The following is a 24,286-nucleotide window of genomic DNA, read 5'->3' as shown; positions in this document are numbered from 1 at the left end:
TAAGAAAATGGAAAAACAAATGATCGGACTAAAACATCTGGCAATAGCAGTTGCCCTGGGATTGACTTTGAATACGCAGGAGGCCGCTGCGCAGTACACGCCTCAACAACCCTGGCAAGGCAAAATCGGGAAAACGGTTGCTGAAACAAAAACATCGCTGACCGAACATCAGGTTTTGGCAGCCAAAAACTCCCCGAACATTATCTACATTCTCATTGATGATATCGGTTACGGATCAGCATCAGCGTTTGGCGGACTTATTCCGACGCCCAACATCGATAGTTTGGCCAACAATGGATTGAGATATACCAATTTCCATACGACCGGAGTTTGCTCGCCAACCCGCACGGCTTTGCTGACCGGAAGAAATCATCATTCGGCACACGTAGGAAGCAACGCTGGTGCGGCTACGCCCGGTTACGATCGTGTGATACCATTTGAAAAAGGATTTGTCAGTGAAATTCTCAGGGAACAGGGGTATAATACTTTCGCGGTAGGTAAATGGCATTTGACGCCTAAAAGAGATCAGACGCAGGCCGGCCCCTTCAATCGCTGGCCCGTTGGCAGGGGCTTCGACAAGTATTTCGGCTTTATCGGCGGGGCTACGGACCAGTATCGGCCAATATTGTGGGAGGGAACCAACAAAATCGAGAAGGATTATGATGACAAAAAACTGTTGTCAGAGCTGATTACCGACCGCGCGATCACCTACATCGCAAATCAGAAATCGGCTGCACCTGAAAAACCTTTTTTCCTGTACTACGGGCCGGCAGCGACCCATTCGCCTCATCAGGTGGACAAAGTTTGGAGCGATAAATTCAAAGGCAAATTTGATAAGGGCTGGGACTGGTACCGTGAGGAAGTATTGGCACGTCAGAAAAAATTGGGCGTCGTACCGGCCTATGTCAAGCTGGCGCCTGGTAATGGTGGCGTAAAAAAATGGGATAGTTTGTCAGCGGACGAGAAACGACTTTTTATCCGTCATATCGAAGTTTATGCGGGTTATCTCGCCCATCTTGACCACGAGATCGGCCGTTTGGTCAAGTATTTGAAAGACATCGATCAGCTGGATAACAGTCTGATATTTTTATCCATAGGTGATAACGGATCGGCGCGGGCAGGCGGCGAAAATGGCCGTACCAATTTTGGTATCGGCGCCAATAACGCTCAGGCTGACGACATCAAAAGAGATCTGGACAACATCGATCTTATCGGAACAGCGAGATCGAATGTGTTGTATCCGATAGGCTGGGCACAGGCCACGAATACACCTTTCCGTTATTTCAAGGCCGAAGCTAACGGAGAAGGAGGCACGCACAACCCGCTGATCGTTTTCTGGCCGGATAAGATAAAAGATAGAGGAGGCATCCGTAACCAATATACCCACGTAGCTGATATTTTGCCAACCACGCTTGAACTTGTCGGGGCGAAAAAGGTAGAAACGATTAACGGCATTAAACAGGATTCCCTGGAGGGTATCCGTTTTGCTTCTTCCATCCAGAATCGCAATGCTGCCAATAACCATACCGTACAATATTATGAAATAGGAGGGACGCGGTCTGTTTACAAGGATGGCTGGAAAGCCGGTGCGTTTCATAAAAGGGGAGAGCCATTTGAAAATGATACCTGGGAATTGTTCAGGATTGAGGACGACTTTAATGAACGTGTTGATCTGGCCAAAACAAATCCGGAAAAACTGACGGAATTAAAAGCGGTTTTTGACCGTGAAGCCACGAAATACAATGTTTATCCCCTGCGAAGCGGAGGCCAAAATGAGCGGGATAAGGAACCCGATTTTTTTGAGGGAAAGAAACAGATTGTGCTCTATAACGGCCTTACACATCTGACCGAAGCGCCCGATTTTAACAACCGGTCCTTCACCATTACTGCCCATGTGGATGTGGCTGATGTAAAACAGGAAGGTGTTTTGTTTGCAATCGGCGGGCAATTCGGAGGTTTGAGCCTGTTTGTTCAGGACAGGAAATTACAGGCTGTCCACAATTTTTCGTCTGAAAAGGAGAGTGTAAATTCAGGTACGCAAAGCATACCGGTTGGCAAGTCGACGGTCAGGTTTGTTTTTCAGGCCAACAAGGCGACCAAAAATGGTGTTGCCTCCATTTACATCAATGACCAGAAAGTCGGAGAAAAACAATTTGTCAATGCCACATTTAAAGATGCTTGGGACGGGATATCCGTTGGCAAAGATGACAATACGGCGGTATCAGACAGCTATAAGTCACCGTATCCTTTTGCAGGTAATCTGAAAAAGGTAGTGATTGATTTTTAGTGAATTCTTCAATGAGTGAAATTCGTTCAGACGAAGAGTATTTCCAAAAAGATTAAAAAAGGGGCAGGGATACTTCCTGTCCCTTTTTTAAGGGGTTCCGCTGATTGTTTGGAAACAGCTATGGTTTCATTTTGGTGCAGGAAAATTACGGATCTCGCCATTCAATCGGGGAAAGGAATCGAGATAATCGCCGTTACCGGTTTCGCGTGGATCTTTGGTTGTTCGCTGATAATCGGTCAGTTTGCTTCTGAGCTTACCGATTTGTTGGAGATACTGTTTGTCGCCGATCAGATTTTGCAGACAGCCCGGATCGTTCACAATATCATAAAACTCCTCGGCCGGGCGCTTATCCGTTGCCAAGTGGAAATAAGGCGCAATCTTCGGGTCCCTCCATTCACGGATCACGATGTTGTCGGCAGACTCGTCTATGTCATGAAACGCTGTGTTTGGCGCTTCCAGCTTTCCGTTCGCATCGATTTTTTGCGGATCACCAGCCGGCCAGCGATCCGGTTTATAGTTTTTGATAAACAAATATTGCGCAGTTCTGATGCTTCGCTGCGGATAACCCAGGTTGTTGTAACGGGACGATGAATGCCGTTCACGGGAGGAGAATATCGCTTCGCGGTTACTTTTTCCTGATTTCAGCAAGGGCAGCAAACTCTTGCTTTCAATAGGGTAGGCAGGCAAAGCGGCTTTCCCGACTTCAAGAAAAGTAGCATAAACGTCAATCAGGCTTACCAGATCATTTGTTTTGAAACCTTTCCGGATTTGATTCCCCCATCGTATCGCCAGCGGCACGTGGATTCCGTATTCATACACATTGGCTTTCGCACGGGGAAAAGACATGCCGTTGTCGGCAGTAACAACAATCAGTGTATTGTCAAGTTCTCCGGATTGTTCCAGCTGTTTGAGCACTTTCCCGAGTTGGGTATCAAACCATTGTATTTCATACAGATAATCCAGAATGTCGCTGCGTACTTCGGGCACGTCCGGCAAAAATGGCGGAACTTTTACTTTATTGCTATCAAAACCGTTGGCGGCACCTATACCTTTTTGATAGGTGCGATGTGGCTCATGTGTTCCCAACCAGAAAAAGAAAGGTTTGTCTTTCTCTTTTTCGTCATAAAATGTTTTAAAGTTTCCTGCATAGTCGACATCAGAAATGCCTTTCGGACTTTGTTGTTTTTGGTCCAGAAAAGCATCCCCCGCAGGATTTCGGCTTCGGCCCGATGCTTTGAAGTCACCCGGGCTCCATCCCTTACCCGTATACCCGACCTTGTATCCAGCCTTTTCAAGAAGGTCAGGAAACACCTGAAATTCCGTTGGGAAACTGCTGGCATGGGTTCCGGCTTCCTTAATTTGCCAGCAATTGAGGCCGGTGAGAATAGCCGCCCGGGATGGACTGCATCCCGGCGACGCGGAAAATGCATTGGTGAAAAGCACACCTTCGCTGGCAATCCGGTCAAAATGAGGTGTCCTGGCAGCCTGATATCCATAAGCACCGGCATGAGGGTAGGACTGGTCATCTGCGATGACGAAGAGAATATTGGGCCTTTTTTCCGGGGCGTGGTCCGAATAGGCTTCACGAGGTTTCACACTGTAGACCGTCAGAACGACCGTGATCAGAACAGTAAAACATTTGAATACTGACATAAATTGAGTTTTTCTTTATCAATGATTTCTTGCTCCCAGAACCTCGAATCCTATTGTTATTTCAGATAGTCATATTCCTCTTTCAAATTCAGGAGCTCTATGGCGTGCTTACCCGGTCGTGGTTTTTTATCACGGTCGTTATAATAGGGAGCTGTGTCCCAGATTATTGCAGTATGTAAAGCTCGGGGATCTTTAGTGTTGGTCAGGTATTCCTCCATTTTCTGGCTCAGCTCATTTTGTATCGTCTGATAGCCGGGTTTTCCTGCCACATTTTTTAGCTGGTCGGGATCTTTATGAAGATCGTAGAGCTCATAAACCGGACGCCTGGCAAAACCAATATCAAAGAGTGGTTTTACAGTATTTTCATCCTTGTTTTTAAGCATGAATAACTTGGTGGGGGCGGGATAATGGAGCATGTGCGCATCAAGGTCACCGTACAGGGGCGGGTCACCTGCCGGCCAGCGGTCAGGCTCGTAATTTCGGATGAACAGGTAACGTCGGGTGCGGATCGCCCGGGCAGGATAACCAAGACCGTTTTGGCGGACGAAGGCATGCCTCTCGCGGGCCATCACAATGAAATCATCGTGAAGAGTTAATTTACTGTCCTTCGTTTTCCCTCGTTCCAACAGGGGAACGATACTTTTGGCAGTCATGTCTCTGGGAATTTCCAGCCCGGCGATTTGCAGAAAGGTGGGAGCAAGGTCATTCAGGCTTACCAGTTCATCAACGATTCCGGGTGTTTTGATTCTTTCCGGCCAGGCGATAATCAGCGGAACACGGGTCCCGAAGTCGTATAAATTGGCCAGTCCGCGGGGCATTTGCCAGCCATTGTCACTGCAAACGACGATCAGAGTATTTTCATATTCACCGACGGCTTTCAGTTGTCGGATCAATTCTCCCACCTGTCTGTCAAAATGCTGTATCGCGGCGTAATAATCTGCAATGTCTCCCCTTACTTCCGCATGGTCCGGCAGATAAGCCGGCACTTTTATACGATCAGGATCAATGCCGGCTCGTTTGCCTGAACCGACCTCGTAAGGCCGGTGCGGATCTTTGCTGCTAAACCAGTAGGTCCAGGGTTTTCCGCCGGAAGCTTTATTAGCACTAAGAAAACTTTCGAAACTTTTGTAAAGATCGCCGCCGGGGTTTCGTTTTCTGCCGGCTGCCTGATAATTGCCGGGTCCCCAGCCTTTGCCCTCGTAGCCGGTTTGGTATCCATTTTCTTCGAGCAGGTCAGGGTAAACCTTGAATTCGGCGGGCAGTGTTCCCCACAGGTTAGCCCCGTCTTTCAGCCGCCATACTTCCTGTCCGGTCAGCAAAGCCGCCCGGGCAGGTGTGCACGACGGAGACGCACAAAAGGCATGTGTAAACCTGATTCCCTGACTGGCAAGTTTGTCGATATTGGGTGTTTTAACAATTTTGTCGCCATAAGCACCTACATGGTTCCAGGAGTGGTTGTCTGACATAATCAACAGGATGTTTGTCCTTTTCTGCTGCCTGGTAAACGACATAACTGGCAAAAGCAAAAGGGCAAGCCCCGATACGATAATGAATGAAATAAAAATAACTGCTTTGCGACCTTGTGGCATAATGACCCGCTTAAAATGCTCCTTACTGAATCAGTTTTGCAAATTAATAGATTAAAACTTTACTTTATCGATCTATTTAATAGACTATTTTGATTTTCTTTGTTGTATTTGAAAAAAAACAATTGCGGATCGAAACGCCGAAGCGTGACACAGATGCTTTGTTTTGAGCGTTTGCTTATTTCGGTTGCTTAAAAGTTATTGCATGAAAAATAGTTTCCCCTACACCCTCATTGCTGCACTGCTGTTATTGGTTTCTGCCGGATTTGTCGTGCAAAATACTTTTGAACCCGTTGAAGTAAAACGGCCTAACATCCTGTTTTGTATTGCCGATGACGCCACTTTCAGGCATTTAAGCGCTTATGGCTGTAAATGGGTACAAACACCGGCCTTTGACCGGGTGGCAAAAGAGGGGTTACTTTTTACAAATGCCTACACACCCAACGCCAAATGTTCACCATCGCGTTCGTGCATTCTTACCGGCAGAAATTCATGGCAACTGGAAGAGGCCGCCAACCACGTACCGGATTTTCCTGTCCAGTTCAAAACTTTTGTAGAGGTGCTGGGGGAAAATGGATACGAAACAGGTTTCACAGGAAAAGGGTGGGCGCCGGGGAATCCTGGTCAGATAAACGGTAAAGTCCGACAGCTAACCGGACGGGTTTTCAATAACAAAAAACTGGACGCCCCCACGACAGCCATTTCCGCGACAGACTATGCGGGTAACCTGGAAACCTTTCTGAAACAAAAACCGGCAGACAAACCATTCTGTTTCTGGTACGGAGGGCATGAGCCCCACCGGTCATACGAATACGGATCGGGTGTTGCAAAAGGCGAGAGAAAGCTGAGTGATATTGACGAAGTGCCGGCATTCTGGATGGACAATGAGGTGGTGCGAAATGACATGCTGGACTATGGTTACGAGATTGAATATTTCGACCGGCAACTGCAAAAAATACTGGACATTCTTGCAAAAAATAATGAGCTTCAAAATACGCTGGTTATCGTGACATCGGACAACGGAATGCCTTTCCCACGCGCAAAAGGCCATGCCTACGAGTATTCAAATCATTTGCCGCTGGCTGTGATGTGGAAAAACGGCATTAAAGATCCCGGACGGAAGGTGGAGGATTATGTCAGTTTTATTGACTTTGCCCCTACTTTTCTGGAACTCGCCGGCATTACAAAAAGCGTGATGAAACCCATGGCGGGAAAATCATTGACGGGAATTTTTAAACGGGCTAAACAGCCTCGGCGCGACCATGTGCTGATTGGTAAAGAGCGTAACGATGTGGGAAGGCCGGACGATCAGGGGTATCCGGTCCGGGGCATTGTAAAGGATCATTTTCTCTACATCAGAAACTACGAACCCGACCGCTGGCCAACGGGAAATCCAGAAACCGGTTATATGGACACGGACGGAAGCCCTACCAAAACAGCAATTCTTAACGCTGGCCGGGTTGACAGAACGGACCAGCTTTGGAAGTTATCCTTCGGTAAACGTCCTTTTGAAGAACTCTATGATTTGAGAAAAGATCCCTATACTGTTGTGAATCTGGCGGATAAAAAGGATGTGCAACAGATGAAAATCAGTTTACGCACCCAAATGGAGCAGGAGCTGAAAGCACAGCAGGATCCGCGTATGTCGGGTAAAGGTTATCTTTTTGATCAATATCCTTACGCCGAGTCCAAAGTGCGGGACTATTATAATCGTTTTATGCGGGGAGAAAAAATAAAAGCCGCATGGATCCAGGAGAGTGACTTCGAGGAAGATTAATAACCGGCATTCAAAAATTAAACAATCAAAATTATGCCCCCTGAGCGGGTTTTAATGCTAAGATCAGACGGCTATGAAAATTATCATGTTCCTTTTGCTGAGCGCAGTTTGCTTTGCACAATCAGAAAATATCCCTCAGTTTTTAACAGACGAAACCGGAACCCGGGATTATTGGCCAGGGTTTTCGAAGGACGGCAAAACGATTATTTTCAGTAGGCTGGAAAAGGGTGAAAAGTGGAAATTGTTTCAGGTGCCCGTTGACGGGGGCAAGGCGACTGTTTTCTGGGAAGGCGATGTTGGAGCAACCCGGGCCTCCGTTTCGTCAGGCGGCCTTATCGCTTTTACGGGCATTGTTCCCAAAGAAAATGCAGATTTATGGATTGTAAATCAGGACGGGAAGAATGGCCGTAAAGTCAGTTTGCATCAGCATACGGGTAATCCTTTTTATCCAAGTTGGTATTCTGATGAAAAACATCTGGTTTTGGTTGACTATCAGGGTGAAAAGGGCGGTAATCTGATTGATGTGGAGCTGACTTCCGGAAAGGCAGAAACCATCACCAACCCATCGGAAATTCGTTGCGGTATGCCGAGTGTATCGCCGGATGGTGATGCTATTGTTTTCGCAGGACAGAAGCCGGACGTGACGGATCAGTATGACCAGACAAAAAACGCCATTTGGCTTTTGAAAAAAGATAAATCACTTCGCCAGCTGAGTCCCGGGTTAGGGAGAGCCCCCTCCTGGTCGCCCGATGGCAAATGGGTGGCCTATGAGTCAACGGAGGGAAGCCCGGATGGCAAGTATGCGATCTTTATTGTTTCGGCAGATGGCAGGGAGACGCGTAGAATCTGTTCCTACGAATGGGATGCCAATCACCCGGTATGGTCGCCCGACGGAAAAACGCTGGTGATTTCGGCTCGGAAGCCAGGCTCAGGCCCAGAAACCAGAATTGCTTTGTTAAAAGTACCGTGAAATTGACGTTGTTTTTAGAAAATCCGGTTTCGTTTAAAGCGTTGGTTTGCCCTTAATGTAACCCAGCGATTCCAGGAAAATATCGGTCTCACGAAGTGTCTGGATGAAACTTTCCCCTTTATTAAAAAAGCCATGGACCTGGTTCGGGTACAGGAACAATTCGCAGCGGTTGCCCGCTTCGGTCATTTTGGTTTTGTAAGCCTCGGCAGCCGAAACGGACACAAGCTTGTCTTTGGTGCCCAAAAACACAATCGTGGGAGCTGCATTGCTGACAATATTGTGGTAAGGCGAAATTACCTGATAACGGTCCCCGATTCTGTCGTATCCATATTCTCCCGGTCCGTTGTTGAAAACGGGATTAAACAAAACCAGTGCATTCGGCCGTGAACTGATACTGCGATCTTCCGAAGGGGCGTCCAATGTGGTCAGATCCGTAGCGGCCGCGACGTGCCCACCCGCTGAACCACCTGCCGCAGCGATGCGTAACGGATCAATGCCAAGCTCCGCATGGTGCTGGCGAAGGTACCGGACAGCAGATTTCCCATCAGCAACAGCTTCAAAAGGTGTGGTGTGATGACGGGATGAAACCCGGTAGTCGGCCAGGATCGTAACCATGCCTCTCGAGGCCAGGTATATGGCCTGCTTTTGAAACTGGCTGATGTTCCCGTTGATCCATCCGCCGCCAAAGAAGAAAACGACGGCAGGATAACTTTTGGAGCGATCGAAGCCGGCGGGATTAAAAATACGCAGCTGGAGGTTTACGCTGTCTATCGTTTTGTAGGTAACAATAACGGGTATCGTATCAGCCTGTGCGTTTGCCATCAGGGCAGTTCCCGTGAGAATAAGGATGAGCAGGATTTTTTGCAATGATCTAATCATCAGGTTTATGTGTTGAAAGTCAGGTTGGCTGACGGATTGAATATTTAACAGAGAAATACCGGTTATTCCTTTATGAAATTCCGCTGATTTCTTCCCCATTCGATCGGTGACCGCAGGGCTACCCCAAAAGAATTAGAATAGGATGTTACCACCCTTTGATCGCGCCACCCTGAAATATCCGTTTCGCTGCCTCCTCGACCTCTTCGGACTGGTAGGCTTTTACGTAATTCCGGACCTTTTTATCGTCCTGGTTGTTTTCCCGGGCAACAATAAGGTTAACATAAGGTGACTTTTTGTCTTCAATCAAAAGCCCGTCGCGTGTTGAAATCAGGCCCACCTTGGCTGCGAAATTATTATTGATAATGGCCAGCGCAACATCCTTGTCGTCAAGGGCCCGGGGTAATTGCGGTGCTTCGAGTTCCAGAATTTTTAGTTTTCTCGGATTTTCAATGATGTCGATAACCTTGGGCAGCAATCCCACACCGGTTTTTAGTTTAAGCAGGCCGTATTTTTCCAGCAAAAGCAACGAACGCCCGCCGTTGGAAGGATCATTGGGGATCACCACAGTATCTTCCGGTTTTAACTCGCCGAGATTTTTTATCCGCCTGGAATAACCCGCGATCGGATACACAAAAGTGTTGCCGACAATGGCCAGTTTGTACCCGCGCTGTCTGATCTGTTCATCCAGATAAGGTTTATGCTGAAAAGCATTGACGTCGACATCGCCCTGATCCAGCGCCTCGTTGGGCATCACATAGTCGTTGAATGTGATCAGCTCAACTTCCAGGCCATATTTATCCTTGGCTACTTTCTGTGCAACCTGAGCGACTTCATACTCCGGGCCGACGGCTATCCCTACTTTAATATGGTTCGGGTTATCTTCTTTCTTCGCATTGGTATTGCAGCCAGACACAGCAATGACCGCCGCAAAACCAAGAAGGCTGAAAAGGTACTGAGGGGATTTCATAGATAGCATTTTTTAACTTGACGTATGAATCATTAAGTTGAAAGCGGACGGTTAAGACGCCATCATTTTTTTCTCGCATCTGTCTAACGTGGATGGATTGAATCAGACAAAAAACCGAACTCATCCGGCCGTTCTTACAAAGTTAAGTGACAGAATCTGCTTAAAGACTATTTACTATATCTATTTTATAGAATTATATATTTTAACTGATTTTTTGTAAAAATAAAACCCACTGCACAAAGGCAGCGGGCCGGTATTTGTAATTCAGAATGGTCCTTTTTTATTTATGCGGTCCGCCTTGTTTGCTTTTCCCGGCATTTCCTGCCGCTTTCCCTGAGCGGGCAAAGCGGTCCCGTTTTCGCGGTCATACCAGTCGGGGGTGAGGTTTTTAGGAGCTGTATCACCCGTTTCGGTTTGCCATTGGCTGAGCACTTTTTTTAAGCCGGCGACCTGTTTTTTATAATTGGGATCGTCGATCCGGTTATGTGCCTGCAACGGGTCTTTGCGATTATCATAAAATTCCTCCACAGGGCGTGGCGACAGAAAAATTTCTTTCTGATACGCCGTGATGCTTCCATCCGCTTTTGCCTTTTTCAATGCTTTTGCAGAAGGACTTTGATTGGCATCGATAGGACCTTCATTTGTGAGCATGGGGCGTGCATTGGTTAAATACAAATAATCCGGTGTTCGCACCGATCGTTCCAAACCTTCATAATCATGCCAGTTGTGTTCGCCAAAAACGTAGTTTCTAAACACGGCACCGGGATTTTTTAAAAGTTTGGAAAAGCTTGAACCCTGTATCGTTTCCGCAGGTTTTACGTCCGCGATTTCCAAAAGGGTGGGCGCAATGTCGATGCTGCTCACAAGTCCCGAAACATGTTTTCCCTGCGCTTTTATGCCTTGGGGCCATTTAATCACAAAAGGCGTTTTCAGGCCTCTGTCCAGCACACGTGTTTTGGCGCCGGGAAAAGGTCTTGCGTTATCTGCCGTAAAAATAATGACCGTGTTATCGGCAATTCCCTGCCGTTCCAATTCCTTCACCAGCTCACCGATATAATGGTCTATGCGGGAGATTTCGTTGTAATAATAGGCAAGGTCCTGGCGGGTTTCTTTAGTATCGACCAGCGTGGGAGGGACGATAACCTCCTCCGGTTTATACGGATTTTCAAATGCTTCATTGGCTGACCATTCCCGGTGCGCATCGTAAGGTGCCAGCCAGAAAAAGAATGGTTTGTCAGCGGGCCGGGATTTGAGTAAGCTGATCCACTGATTTTCACCACCTTCGCCATTTATTTTTTTATTCGTCAGGAGCGTGTCATAGGCGCGGCGGGAATTTTCTCCTTCATGCCATTTACCAGCAAGGGCGGAGTAATATCCGTTTCTTTTAAGTACTTCCGGGAAATACGTCAGATGCTGCGGCAAAGGCGTGTGCAGCTCTGCGGCGCCGGTGTTATGCGGATAGCGCCCCGTAAGGATACTCGTCCGGCTGGGGCTGCATGAGCTGGCGGTCAGAAACAGGTTGTCAAATTGCAAACCTTCTTTCGCCAGCTGATCGATATTCGGGGTACGAATGGCCTTGTTGCCATAAACACCGATATCTTCCGCGCTGATGTCGTCACCAATGATGAAAATGATATTGGGTGATTTTACAGTGGAATCAGGTAAAAAAGCGCCGGCAGATAGGTAGCCGATGCCGATCAGTAAGAGCGGGAGAAGCCAGATTCTGTTTTTGTGAACTGTTTTTTTCATAAAGCATCTATTATTTTCCAATAGGTTCGTCCAGTTTTTCGATCAGAAAAGCGGCTGCGTTGGCGTCATATTCTGATTTTTTCTTTTTGACAATCTCCGCTAGTTGTGGTTTTATAGGCGCAAGTTCTGCCGGCGAGGCCGCTGTCAATGCGCTGAGGATTTGTACTCTCAGCATCGTATTGTCACTGCCCAGATTCAGGAAAAATACCGCGAGGGCCTTTTCCTTTTCTCCCAGATGATACAAGGCTTCCGCGGCGGCAATCTGCACATAATCCTGGGGATCGTCAAGCAATCCGGTTAGGTTTTTCGAGGCTGATTTTGCTTTGGCACCTAATATCAGGGCGCCCGTCGCTGCCCAGTACCGGATTACAGGATTTTTATCCTGCATTTTTTTGATCAGCAAAGGTAACTTCCGGCTGTTTCTTGAAGAAGCCGCTACTGCTGTTTCCAGAACCTTACGGACATCATACTGAGTCGATCTCACATAATCGTAAGGCGTGCCTGTTTTTGAGATTTCTTCCAGACCGGCCTCTGGTATAAAACCGGGATCGTTCAGGGTGATGATCTGGTCATAGGTCTGTTTTCGTAATTTTTCGAGGATCGTCCTGAACTCTTCCTTACCCGCCAGGTTGACAATATTATCGGGGTCGGCCGAAACGTTGTAAAGCTCTTCCGACGGTTTCTCCCGAAAGAAAGCCGACTGGATGTCATTGAGTTTTCCAGCCCGGAATTCTCTCTCCCATGACTGCATCGACGTAGCCATCCACATAAATTTGATGTGCTGTCCATAAATCCTATGCGGCATGAAGTTCGCAACATAACGGTATTTTTTGTCACGTACCGTGCGAACCAGATCTATGCCCGCGTCCATCCTGCCACGGGAGCCGAATGCAATTTTTTTCGCATCATCGGGTGTTGAGGCAGCGCCTAAAAAGGCTTTTCCTTGCAGGTGCTGCGGAATAGTTATACCGGCGAGACTCAGTACTGTTGGGGCAAAATCGACAAAGTCAACCAGACGGTCTGATACAGAACCGGGTTTCAGTGTGTTGGCCGACCGGTATTTTTCCGGGATTCGGATAATGAGCGGAATTCTTAGCCCGGACTCGTTCATAAACCGTTTGCTGCGTCCCAGCACTCCGCCGTTATCGGCGTAGTAAAAAACGATGGTGTTATCGGCCAGTCCGGCTTTTTCCAAATCTTTCAGCAACTTGTCTACCTGCGTATCCATTTCCTGGATCTTGTCATAATAAAGTGCCCAGTCATGTTTCATTTCCGGTGTCTGCGGATGGTATGGAGGAATCCGAACCTTTTCGGGGTCATGACGCAGGACAGGTTCGTCGAACGGAATTTTTTTGGCTGCGTCCGCTCCGGCAAACTGGCTGTACATTTCCCGTTTTGCGGCGGGAGAGAAAATGGAGCTTTCATGCGTCGTTTCCAAATTAAAAACGGCAAAGAACGGCTGGCCCGGTTTTCGGTTTAAATACGTAGCCTTGTTGCTGGATTCGTCCCAGGCTTGCAACTGGTCGATCGTGTTGTAATCTTTTTTTGCATTATTGGTGGTGTAATAACCCGTCTCTCTTAAATATCTTGGAAAAAATTTGACAAAATCGGGTACCGGATAGCTGCTGCGCATGTGTTCCGTGCCCAGAGATGATGGGTACATGCCGGTTATGAGCGTCGCACGTGAGGGCGCACAGACTGCCGCTGTACAAAAGGCGTTTTGATAAAGAATTCCCTCGCGGGCAAGCTGGTCTATGGCCGGAGTGGTGGCAAATTTATCGCCATAAGCGCCGATAAACGGACTGTTGTCTTCACTGACAATCCATAAAATATTAGGACGGTCGGGTGCCTGCGCGATCGCCCGGGCGGAAATCAGGACCGCTAAAATAAGCAGCTTAAATCGGATGTTCATCATGGGTTCTGGATTATGGCCGGGTTTACGTCAATGGCACTTTGCGGGATCGGGAAAAGGAGCTTGCCGGCTGAAACCGGGATGCCTTTACCCGTTAAAACGGCTGCCGCGCGACCGGTCCTGACAAGGTCAAAAAATCTGTGAAATTCGAAAGCGAGCTCAGAACGGCGCTCGTGTTCCAGGGCCAGCGCCAGGGTATTGTATTTTTCGGGATATCCACTTTGTCCAAAACCAGGCAAACCCACCCTGGCACGAACCTGATTCAGATAGGCGGGATTTTCGGTGGCCTCGGCGTAAAGAAGCAGGATGTCAGCGTAACGAATAATTTCGAAGTTTTGTCCCGCGTATCGCCATTGCGGATCAAAAAATTTAAGTGTGAACGGATAAGCGATAAACTGGTTGCTCTGCAAATCGGTATAACCCGGGTACAGGGAAAGATTTTTTCTCGGGTCTTTTTCTTCAAATTCGCCGATCAGATCGGGCGTTGGAGTATTTAGTCCGTCACCACGAAAAGTTTCTGTACTTGCAGGCAAATGAAAAGCAAAATGAAACGGTGTATAAGCTTGTTGGTGCAGACTGTTCACCTGGTTCTGACCTGCCAGATACTGCGCTTCGAGAATCGACTCTTTTGAATTTTTAGTATCAGCTTTAAAGATATACTCAAAATCCCTGGTATCGACCGCACCGTCGCGATTGGCATCGAGTGAATAGAGCCCGCTGTCGATAATCACTTTAAGTTCCAATGCGGCTTTTGTCTTGTCGCCCTGAGCCAGATATAGTTTTGCGAGCAAAGCGGATGCGGCATACCGGGTGGCCCGGCCAATATCCGTACCCGTATAACTTGCCGGCAGGACAGACTTGGCAGCACTCAGGTCGGTGATGATCTGCTGATACACCGTTTCTTTTTTTTCTCTTGCGTACTGATAACTTTCCGTTGGCGACACGACGGTAAGCGGAAGCGGAACGTCGCCCCAGGCCTGCACAAGATTAAAGAGGATCACGGCTCTTACCAGTCTGGCTTCTGCTTTCAGACGTTCCTTTAACGCTGGCTGGCTGAATGTTACTTCGGTTTTTTCCAGTTGAGCGAGCACATTGTTGGTGATGTACAAACCATTGTACGCGGTTTCCCAGGCAAGTTTCAATTTGCCGTTATCCGGCAGAATTTTATGTTTGTTAATTTCTTCCGGGAACGCATTGGCACCGCTGGTGAATTCGATATAAACGTTGTCAGAAAACAGCTCTCCGTAGAGATCGGGAATACCTCCGGCATCATAGATACGTCCCAGTTGCCGGTACACATCGTTTGTAGCCTGGATAAACTGCGCTTCTGTTTTGTAAAAACTGCCGTCTGTGAGCCTTGTTTCGGGGTAAAGGTCCAGCAGGTTTTCCGAGCAGGAAGTCAGTAAAATGGTAAGTGAAATAGCAAGATATCTTTTTATATTTTTCATAAATCCGTCAGATTAAAGGCCGATATTGATACCGAATGAATAGGTTTTGGCAGTAGGATAGGGATTGGCATTGACGCCGCGCCGCGATGCATCGGTCATATCCCCGCTGAAATTTTCCGGGTCGTACACGGGGATGTCTTTGTGAGTGAAAAGATTCTGGCCTGTCAGATAAACCCTCAATGACGAAACCCTGATTTTTTGCAGAATTTCCGCCGGGAAGGTATAACCCAGCGTCAGACTTTTTAACCGGAAATAAGAACCGTCATTGATCCAGTAACTTGAAGGTGTTTTTTCATAACCGTTCAGGTCAACTGATAACTTGTAATGATAACCGTCACCAGGTTCTGCTTCCGACCTCCATCGGTTTACAGCACTTTTGTAATAATTACGTCCTTCGTGATAAAGCAGGGAACGGTGAATGTTTTCATCCAGTACATCCGTTCCCTGCACACCCTGGAAAAGAAAGCTGAAGTCAAATCCCTTGTAAGAGAGATTGTTGGTAAGTCCCCAGATAAAGTCGGGGTTGTAATTTCCAATCTGGGTGCGGTCATTCGCGTCAAGTTTGCCGTCTCCGTTGACGTCAGCGTATCTTCCGTCGCCCGGTGTGGCCGTGCTGTAATGGGCGGGATCAGAATCAATTTCGCTTTGATTTTTGTAGACCCCGTCATATTTGTAGCCATAATAACTAAAAATAGGGCTGCCTACCTGATTGATTTTCTGCATACCGCTGAACACGGCCGGTGTAAAAATCATCGGGGCGTTATCGGGGCCAAGGGCAAGCAGCTTATTACGGTTCCCGGAAATATTGAAGCGTGTACTCCACCTGAAACTTCCTTTGGATATGTTGTGTGAAGTAATGCTGAGTTCTATACCCTTGTTTTCCAGTTTTCCGATGTTTTTGAATACGCTGGTAAACCCGGATACGACGGGTACGGGGACATCCAGCAATAGTCCGTCCGAAACAGATCTGTAAAAGTCTCCTTCGACATTGATCCGGTTGTTAAGTAATCCCAGGTCAAAACCAATGTTAAACTGCTGCGTGCGTTCCCATTTCAGATCGGGGTTCGTGATCGCCGAAGGGTAGTAGGAAGATCCCAACGTGTTTCCAAAAGCAACGCGGCCCTGTTGTACAGAGCCTATCCAGCGGTAGTCGTCAAAGCGGTCGTTTCCGGTAAAACCATAACTGGCGCGGAGTTTAAGCTGGCTGATCTCGGGGATGGATTTAAGAAAATTTTCCTGCGATAATACCCAGCCAGCAGAAACGGCAGGGAATAACCCCCATTTGTTGTTGGGTGCAAACCGCGAGGATCCGTCACGCCGTAAACTTGCAGACAGCAGATATTTTTCTTTGAAATTGTAGTTTAAACGACCAAAATAGGAAATGAGTGCACTCTTGTTTTTGTTATCCATCGACTGGAAAACCGTTCTTCCGGCACTTAATGCTTTTAATTCGTCATTATCGTACCCACGCCTTTCTTGCAGGGTGTAATAATAATTGCTGCTGTTGTACTCGGTACCGGCCAGGGCAGAGAAATTATGGCTTCCGAAACTTTTATCGTAGGTCAGAAGATTCTGATAAGTGAAATTCAGCGTTCTGGCGTTTGCTACGGACATGCTGCCCTCGGTGTAATAGGCGGGGCCGAGCTGATGATCTCTGGCTGCATACGTATCGTCGTCCGTACGGTTGTAAAAGTAATTTAGTGCCGTTTTGAAATTCAACCCGGGCAAGAGCTTTACGCTTGCGAACATATTTCCCAGTGCGTTAAATCTCCGGTGCCGTATATCATCCGTAATCCGGTACAACGGGTGTCCGTTTTGCGGGCGAAAAAGAATGGCGTTGTAATTTTCAAAACCCGGCTGATTTGCAGGAGCGCCCAGATAACCATTTGCGCTGTAAACCGGATAAATGGATGGATACTGCACGGCCCATTCTGCAATCCGGTTGAAGGGTTCACGTTCCTGATCCAGTGCCAGATTGACCGAACCGCCAATTTCAAGCCAGTCAGTCACCTTCGTAACGGTGTTTAACCCCAGCGTGTATTTGCTGTAATCGGATGTCTGGATAATGCCTTTTTGTTTTACAAAACCGCCTGATACCAGATAGTTGGATTTATCGGTTCCACCGCTTACGCTGAGATCCACTTTGTTTATGGGGGCGATGCTGTAAATTTCATCCTGCCAGTCGGTATTAACCAGTGTTTTTGGGTCGTCAAAGGCCGCAGGCCATGTGTACCGGTATTGTTTCCGGGCTGCAAGGGTGTTGGGTGCTGACGGATCGCCGCCGCTTTTTATCCAACCGTTTTGTGCTGCGTCTATCGAAGCCTGAGCGTATTCGGCGGAGTTCATCACCGGGATTTTATCAATCACCTGCTGAATGCCGGAGACAAAATTGATATCCAGTTTGGCGTGTCCGGATTTTCCTTTTTTGGTGGTGATCAGAATGACACCATTTGCGCCCCTTGAACCATAAATCGCGGCGGATGAGGCATCTTTCAGCACCTCGATGGATTCGATGATCGCCGGGTTGATCAGATTGAGATCATAATTTGGTGTAGGCAGGCCATCGATGACGATCAATGGTGTGCTGCCCGCAGAAACAGAATTGATGCCACGTACCTGTATGGATGTTGAAGTCCCAGGTCGGCCGTTGGCCGTGATCACCTGAACGCCCGAGATTTGGCCATACAATGCCTGCCCGATTTCGGGGGATGGCCTTCCGGCAATTTCCCTGTCTATTTTTACAGTGCCCACAGATCCCGTGATATCACCTCTTTTCTGCGTTCCGTATCCTACAACGACTACTTCATTCAGTTTTTGCAGGTCACTGCGAAGGGTGACATTGATGACAGACTGGTTCCCGGCAATGATTTCCTGTTTGATAAACCCGATGAAGGAAAATACCAAAACCGTGTTTTCTTCGTCCACTATGGCCAGGCTGTAATGGCCATGCTGATCCGTCACAATACCTTTTGCCGAGTTTTTGACCAGAATGCTGACACCGATCAGGGGCTCATTTTTTTCATCGGTAACCTGTCCTTTTATAATTCTTTCGACAGGTCTGGCAGGACTTAACCCAACCGGCTCTTCAGTCTGCGCGGCAGAAGGATTCGGCTGCTGGCCAGTGCTCAAAACGATTACTTTGGAGGTTGCCTGATAGTTGATGCCCAGCGGCTTAAGATAGGTATCCAGAATCGTGCCGATTGGTTCATTGGCCGCTTTAACGGAGACCTTGCGATTGGAGTCAATCACTTTGGGGCTGAAAACAAACCGGACGTCAGCCTGTTTTTCGATTTCCTGTAACAGATGACTGATTTTCTGTTCCTTTATATTCAGCGAAATCCTTCTGTTCAGCAGGTCCTGGGCATGAGTTTCACTGGCAAATGCACCTTGTAAAAAGACGACGGTCACCAGGAATTGTACCAGGCCGATTTTCATAAGACGGATCCATTGATTGTGAGCAAATACACTTTTTTGCATACCTTTAAGGGGTTTTGTTATGGTAAAACATGTGATGAAACTTTCCGGAAGAGTCTCTCATTCTCGAAAACTGTAAGACTTTCCGGGCAACTTTGGGCCGGCGTTGTTGCAAGCAACGCTGGCTTTTTTATTGATTAATCTGGGTATTACTGACTGGTTTGAAAATCCTGATTTGTATTTTAAATTGTATGATCCCATGATCAGCAACCGTCGCCGTTAATGGTCACCTTTCCTCTGTGTATGGTATAAGTGGCGTTAATGGCCAGACAGATAGCATCCAGTTTTTCAAGAAGATGCAGACCCGTGAGGTTGGCCAGTACGGTGCAGTTTCTCAATTTTTGCGTGTCAAATTCAATCTGTACACCATAAAACTTTTGCATCCCCTTAAATAACTCGGCTACGTTTCTTTCTGCCTGCTGCCCGGTCGGATTAGTATTTTCGCTGTAAAATGAATCGTCCGTATTGCTTTTTCTGAAACTGTTGTCTTGTTTGGTCAGTATAATCTGCTCGTTGGGTTCGAGTATATTCAGTGCTGGCTTTTCAAGGTTTTCAGGTATTTTATCTTCGAAATAAACAGCCACTTTCCCGGTTTTTACTTTGACGGTAATGGCGTCATCAGCTTCAAAAGCGCGGACATTAAAACTCGTCCCCAGGACTTTGGTAACAGACTTGCCGGCATATACGAAAAAGGGGCGGTTGGGATTCCGGCTGATTTCAAAAAATGCTTCACCCGTGAGCTGGACAAGCCTTTTTTGTTTGTCAAAATGTTTTGGAAACGTGATGTTGCTGCCTGGTTTGAGTACCACAGCGCTTCCGTCTTCAAGGCGGATGAGCTGAGCAACACGACTATGATTGGTTTGGCTAATATTTTCACTTTTAGCTGTCTGTATAAAGCCGGATGGTACATTCAGCATTCTTTTCCCAACGATCATTAAGCCAGCGACCAGTATCACCGAAGCTGCCACGCGCATCAGCGTTGTCAAGGGAAGCATGGGTGCTTGTAGGACTGGTTTACGGGATGTATTGGAAAAAATTTGCTCCATTGCTTCGAGTCGGTCTCTTTCTGGTAGCTGGTTTTTGTCGGTTTTTACAGCACGGATAATGTCCTGCGCTTCCAGAAAAACTTCTGCCTGGTCCTGATGATTGGCCAGCCATTTATTTTTTGCGAGTTCCTGTTCAGGTGTAGGATGAAGGATCAGTTTTCTGAAACTGTCGTCCCATAATAGCTGCTCCAATGTGTAATTGAGGTATTTCTCCATGTCTGTAAAATTCTCTTTCAAATGACATTAGACATGGCCCTTTTGGGCATACCCTGTTTTTGTTAAAATATTTTGCAGGAATTTTTGATCGCTAGAAGAGGTAGTCGAAAAAGACGGTCAGGGAAACGGACACCTTCGATACCCAGCTGTTTCTGATGAAGTGAAAGGATTTCTGCAAAAAGTTAGACACGGACTGCGGTGTGATCTGCATGATCTCCGCAATTTCGCTACGGTCCAGATCCTGGAAAAAACGCAGATAGATCACTTCTTTCTGTCGCTGAGGCAGTTCATTCAATAAGGTGGTGATTTTACGTGTGAGAAAAACACTCTCTTCACGAACGATCATCGAATCTTCAATGCTGAAAACAGTCTCAAACAAGCTTTCCGGTAAGGAAGTCTGTAAATCGATCAAATCATATTTAACTTTCCGGTGAATCCTGCGGCGTAATGACGACAATAGGTAGGCGCGTACCGGAATGGCACGGTTCAGGGACTGCCGTTTTTCCCAGACATTTAGAAAAACATCCTGGATACAGTCTTTGACAAGATCTGTATTGCGGGTGAATTTTGAACCATACTGATACATCAAAGCGTAGGTCGTGTCTACCAATGCTTCAAAGGCTGCGGAATCGCCCGCAATAAATAAATGCCATAGTTCCTCTTCGGATAGAGATGCGGCCATGGATTCTCTTTTAATGATAACTCGGGCATGTTTAAAATCCCGGGAGATGCAAATATAATCTTTAATTTATTTTGTCCATAGAATTTATAGAGTATATTTCACTGCAAACTTATTTACTGTGAATACGGTTGTTAGCCTATTCAAATGGATCCCTACATCGATTTGGCAGCTCTGAATTCATTTAACGCAAGCCCATCCAGAAATTCATTCGAATAGATTAATTTCAGAAGATCAGTGTAACGCTTGTGAAAATGAATAACACCGGCCTTGATTTCAAACAGTTCCCCCTCGTCTGTTTGGCGTTTTGGTCGTGTCAATAGGCTGAAATACAGGGCATCCACGATGCTTTGCTGTCTTAATATCCTGCTTCGCGCGCTCTTGTTAAAGGATAGGGAGATTTTGCTTTTAATCAGTTTCGGGAACATGCAGCTTTTGCCCATACTGACTTCATTGCTAAGCCGTATTGCTTCCTTTTGCTGATCCGATTCGTTAAAGGTCAGCACAACACCATGATCGGGCTCAAAAGCAGTCCGCCGTGCTAGTTTGAGGGTCAGGTTTGGGGATATTTGGTTGAGCGAAAAAATGACCCTGGTGATCGTAGCGGAATCCTCTTTATCGACGGATCCGTATAGATGTATATTTGTTTCTTTCGGGTGTTTTAACAATCCCGCTCCGGTAAAACATCTTTCTACCTCACTATCGAGGTCTCTTGGAAATTTCTGCCATAGGTTCTTAATTTTTTCAGCTGTATTGACAGCATAAAGTACATCCGAAAAGTCAGTTTCAAACGACTTTCTGGGGAAGTTGACGGGTATTGCGGGTTCGTACAAGAGCGACAGGAGCTGACGATCTAAATTGGTAAAAGATTTTTCCGGATTGTAATTTTGAAAAAAAAGACTGCGCGGATGGGTATAGCTATCGCCACCGATACCGAGTGACTGCACGATTTCCTCCAATACAACATTTTGCCTGCCCAAATGCGCGGAGTCATTTTTATTGTAACAAATCCCGATACCTGCCTTGCTTATTTCGCCATCCTGGCTGGTCACGTGGCCAATGCCAAAATGTGCAGAAGTATCGATTTCACTTTTTAAACGGTTGTCCAAATTAAGATAGGTGCTCACTTCTTCGAAATTTCCGAATAGTATATTGATTGAGCCAGAGTCTCGTGGCTCGCCCAATATACATTCGATGGGGAGATTTAATTTATTGATCTCTGCAATCGACTTCTTCACGTATTCTATTTCTGAACTGGACGGATGACCAAGCAACACGATTTTAGGATTTGATTTCCATTTTGAAATGTTATCGAGTTTTATTTTACTATAATCTTCATGAAAGACCGTTTCGTAGAAATAATTGATTGCCTCGGTATCATATTTACTCTTTAATTTCGCCAAATTTTCAGAACTGATCGAATCATCATTCTTATTTAGACAACCTGAGAGTAGTATGGGTATGATCCACATCCATAAAGACTTCGACTTGAAAAATGATGGCATTGGTCAGGTTTTGTAAAAGTTGGAGTTGGTATTACATTCTTTTTCTCACAGATGATCTTTCTCTGGGTCAAATTATTAAAATTGCCTGAAGTTTCAAGTTTCTCTGTGAACTTGTTTTTTGACGGAGCGCTATTATGCCCTGGAAACCACAAATAAGATTTCTGGCAAAATGTGCTTTATCACGAAAGGCCCTAATAAACCACCATATTAAATTGTATTGTTTAAAAAACTTTGTTTTTCTTAACTTTACAGAATGGGTAATCACAGTATAAATACGCCTGATTTCAATAGCGAGATAAAGTTAAAGGGCTTTAAAATATATAAAACCGATAGCAACGCAGCTGGGCATAATTACAGCCGCAAAGATTTCTATAAAATCAGCCTGACTTCGGGAAAGTATAGTTTTCATTATGCGGACAGAAGTTTTGAGACTGACGGACCGATATTGTTTTTTGGAAACCCGCGAATCCCTTATTCCTGTGAAGTTCTGAGGGCAACTACCGATGGTTATGCATGTCTTTTTACTGAGGAGTTTTTGAAATTAAACGAGCGCTCTGAGAGCCTTCTCCAATCGCCGCTGTTTAAAATAGGCGGTACACCTATTTTTTCATTAAACCATAGTCAAAGTGATTCTGTTGCGTCTATTTTTGAAAAGGTGCTAATGGACCAGGATTCTGACTACATATTTAAGGATGAGTTGATTAGGAATTATATTAGCCTGATTGTTCATGAAGCACTGAAAATTCAACCGGCAGAAAATTATTCTAAAAACAAGAACGCTGCACAGCGTATCACTTCGGTTTTTCTCGAACTTCTGGAAAGGCAGTTTCCGATTGAAAACGCCGCGCGTCCGCTCGAATTGAGGACAGCACAGGATTTTGCCGGGAGTTTGTCTGTGCATATTAACTATTTGAACAGTTCAGTAAAGCAAGTTACTGGTAAATCTACAACGACACATATTGCTGACAGGGTTATCAGCGAGGCAAAAGCGCTGTTGCATCATACGGATTGGAGTGTTGGGGATATTGCCTATGCTTTGGGTTTCGAATACACCACCTATTTCAACAACTTCTTTAAGAAAAGAACGGGACAAGCACCTAAGTCTATCAGGACTCTCAATCTTTGATTTTCTTATATTTCTCTTTGTTTTTCATTATTTATCGCCCGGAGGAACACAGACCTTTGTATCCTGACAGCCAAAGTGTCAGAGCGAGGTTCAGAATAGATGTGTGCATAAATGAATAAACTGAAATTATAGAATAAGTAAAATCAATGGAAAATTATAAAGTTTGGCTTGTAACCGGCGCAGGGCGCGGTATGGGTGTGGATATCGCAAAAGCGGCTCTTGGAGCTGGTGATAAAGTTGTCGCAACCGGGCGTAATACGGAGAAAGTGGCCAAGGCCATGGGAGAATCAGAAAACCTGCACATAGAGAAGCTGGATATAACCGATACGGCTGATGTGGCGTCTGCGATTCAAGTTACGATCGAGCGATTTGGTCGCATTGATGTGCTGGTTAACAATGCTGCCAGCTTTTATGCCGGGTATTTTGAAGAGCTGACTCAGGAGCAAATCGAAAAGCAGATCAAGACGAGCCTTTATGGGCCAATGAATGTGACACGTGCTGTCTTACCGCATATGCGTAAACAGGGTTTTGGACATATCATCTCGATTTCTTCGACCGCGGGTCTTGTCGGTTTTGAATTTGGAACCGCTTATGCTGCATCCAAATTTGCTCTTGATGGCTGGATGGAGTCTCTTCAGGCGGAGGTTGCACCATTTGGCATTCATACTACTATTGTGAACCCTGGCTTTTTCAGGACAGAACTTCTTACCAAGGAGTCGACAAATTATGCTACCTCATCCATAGAAGATTACGATGAGCGCAGAAGACAACAAATGGATTTTTGGAAGGGTGCGAATGGTCAGCAGTCAGGTGATCCTGCCAAACTTGCTAAAGTGCTGATTACCATTGCAAATCTGGAAAAACCACCGTTACGCTTTATTGCCGGTGCTGACGCAATCGGTACTGCTGAACAAGTGATCGCAACACTTCAACAGCAGGTCGATGCTCACCAGGATCTATCGATTTCTTTGGGTTATGAAAATTCTTAGTGACAGGTACGGAGATATAAGGA

The 24,286-nt window shown here is 46.4% G+C and carries 16 protein-coding genes; 5 read left to right on the top strand and 11 right to left on the bottom strand.

The window, feature by feature from the left end:
* The first annotated feature begins 7 nt into the window (after positions 1-7).
* The gene (locus M1L62_RS08645; RefSeq protein WP_254412635.1) at positions 8-2,287 is read left to right on the top strand and encodes an arylsulfatase; all 2,280 of its coding nucleotides are present in this window, start codon (positions 8-10) and stop codon (positions 2,285-2,287) included.
* A gap of 126 nt (positions 2,288-2,413) precedes the next feature.
* On the opposite strand, the gene M1L62_RS08640 is transcribed toward M1L62_RS08645, so the two are convergent.
* Both M1L62_RS08640 and M1L62_RS08635 read right to left on the bottom strand, forming a co-directional pair.
* Entirely contained in the window at positions 2,414-3,940 is a 1,527-nt protein-coding gene (locus M1L62_RS08640; RefSeq protein WP_254412634.1) for a sulfatase family protein, read from the bottom strand.
* Positions 3,941-3,996: 56 nt separating this feature from the next.
* Positions 3,997-5,529, bottom strand: coding sequence for a sulfatase family protein (locus tag M1L62_RS08635; protein ID WP_254412633.1), 1,533 nt, complete (start codon positions 5,527-5,529; stop codon positions 3,997-3,999).
* Between the two features lie 202 nt (positions 5,530-5,731).
* On the opposite strand from M1L62_RS08635, the gene M1L62_RS08630 reads away from it, so the two are divergent.
* A complete protein-coding gene (locus M1L62_RS08630) occupies positions 5,732-7,303 on the top strand; it encodes a sulfatase family protein (protein WP_254412632.1) in 1,572 nt (523 codons plus the stop codon).
* Positions 7,304-7,376: 73 nt separating this feature from the next.
* The gene (locus M1L62_RS08625) at positions 7,377-8,273 is read left to right on the top strand and encodes a TolB family protein (protein WP_254412631.1); all 897 of its coding nucleotides are present in this window, start codon (positions 7,377-7,379) and stop codon (positions 8,271-8,273) included.
* 33 nt (positions 8,274-8,306) lie between these two features.
* On the opposite strand, the gene M1L62_RS08620 is transcribed toward M1L62_RS08625, so the two are convergent.
* The 9 genes from M1L62_RS08620 to M1L62_RS08580 form a co-directional block, all read right to left on the bottom strand.
* Complete coding sequence (locus M1L62_RS08620; protein WP_254412630.1) at positions 8,307-9,152, bottom strand: alpha/beta hydrolase; 846 nt, start codon at positions 9,150-9,152, stop codon at positions 8,307-8,309.
* Between the two features lie 145 nt (positions 9,153-9,297).
* Entirely contained in the window at positions 9,298-10,119 is an 822-nt protein-coding gene (gene metQ / locus M1L62_RS08615; RefSeq protein WP_254412629.1) for a methionine ABC transporter substrate-binding lipoprotein MetQ, read from the bottom strand.
* Between the two features lie 264 nt (positions 10,120-10,383).
* Positions 10,384-11,868, bottom strand: a complete 1,485-nt coding sequence (locus M1L62_RS08610) for a sulfatase family protein (protein WP_254412628.1) — start codon at positions 11,866-11,868, stop codon at positions 10,384-10,386.
* A gap of 10 nt (positions 11,869-11,878) precedes the next feature.
* Positions 11,879-13,783, bottom strand: a complete 1,905-nt coding sequence (locus M1L62_RS08605; RefSeq protein WP_254412627.1) for a sulfatase-like hydrolase/transferase — start codon at positions 13,781-13,783, stop codon at positions 11,879-11,881.
* Positions 13,780-15,228: a RagB/SusD family nutrient uptake outer membrane protein gene (locus tag M1L62_RS08600; protein WP_254412626.1), complete on the bottom strand. Its 1,449-nt coding sequence runs from the start codon at positions 15,226-15,228 to the stop codon at positions 13,780-13,782. The genes M1L62_RS08605 and M1L62_RS08600 overlap by 4 nt, the downstream gene beginning before the upstream one ends.
* Positions 15,229-15,240: 12 nt before the next feature.
* Positions 15,241-18,705, bottom strand: a complete 3,465-nt coding sequence (locus M1L62_RS08595; RefSeq protein ID WP_254412625.1) for a TonB-dependent receptor — start codon at positions 18,703-18,705, stop codon at positions 15,241-15,243.
* Between the two features lie 200 nt (positions 18,706-18,905).
* On the bottom strand, positions 18,906-19,964 hold the full coding sequence (locus M1L62_RS08590; protein ID WP_254412624.1) for a FecR family protein: 1,059 nt from the start codon (positions 19,962-19,964) through the stop codon (positions 18,906-18,908).
* Between the two features lie 91 nt (positions 19,965-20,055).
* Entirely contained in the window at positions 20,056-20,646 is a 591-nt protein-coding gene (locus tag M1L62_RS08585) for an RNA polymerase sigma factor (RefSeq protein WP_254412623.1), read from the bottom strand.
* Positions 20,647-20,798: 152 nt separating this feature from the next.
* The gene (locus tag M1L62_RS08580; protein ID WP_254412622.1) at positions 20,799-22,046 is read right to left on the bottom strand and encodes a DUF2927 domain-containing protein; all 1,248 of its coding nucleotides are present in this window, start codon (positions 22,044-22,046) and stop codon (positions 20,799-20,801) included.
* Positions 22,047-22,401: 355 nt separating this feature from the next.
* Here M1L62_RS08580 and M1L62_RS08575 point away from each other — a divergent pair, with 355 nt between their 5' ends.
* Together M1L62_RS08575 and M1L62_RS08570 are read left to right on the top strand one after the other, a co-directional pair.
* On the top strand, positions 22,402-23,274 hold the full coding sequence (locus M1L62_RS08575; protein ID WP_254412621.1) for a helix-turn-helix domain-containing protein: 873 nt from the start codon (positions 22,402-22,404) through the stop codon (positions 23,272-23,274).
* Positions 23,275-23,420: 146 nt separating this feature from the next.
* Positions 23,421-24,263, top strand: a complete 843-nt coding sequence (locus M1L62_RS08570) for an SDR family oxidoreductase (RefSeq protein WP_254412620.1) — start codon at positions 23,421-23,423, stop codon at positions 24,261-24,263.
* The last annotated feature ends 23 nt before the right edge of the window (positions 24,264-24,286 follow it).

It is taken from the genome of Dyadobacter diqingensis, from assembly GCF_024220585.1.
Lineage (GTDB): Bacteria > Bacteroidota > Bacteroidia > Cytophagales > Spirosomataceae > Dyadobacter > Dyadobacter diqingensis.
Note: the sequence above shows the minus strand (reverse complement) of the source record. Positions and strands in the feature narration are given on the sequence as shown.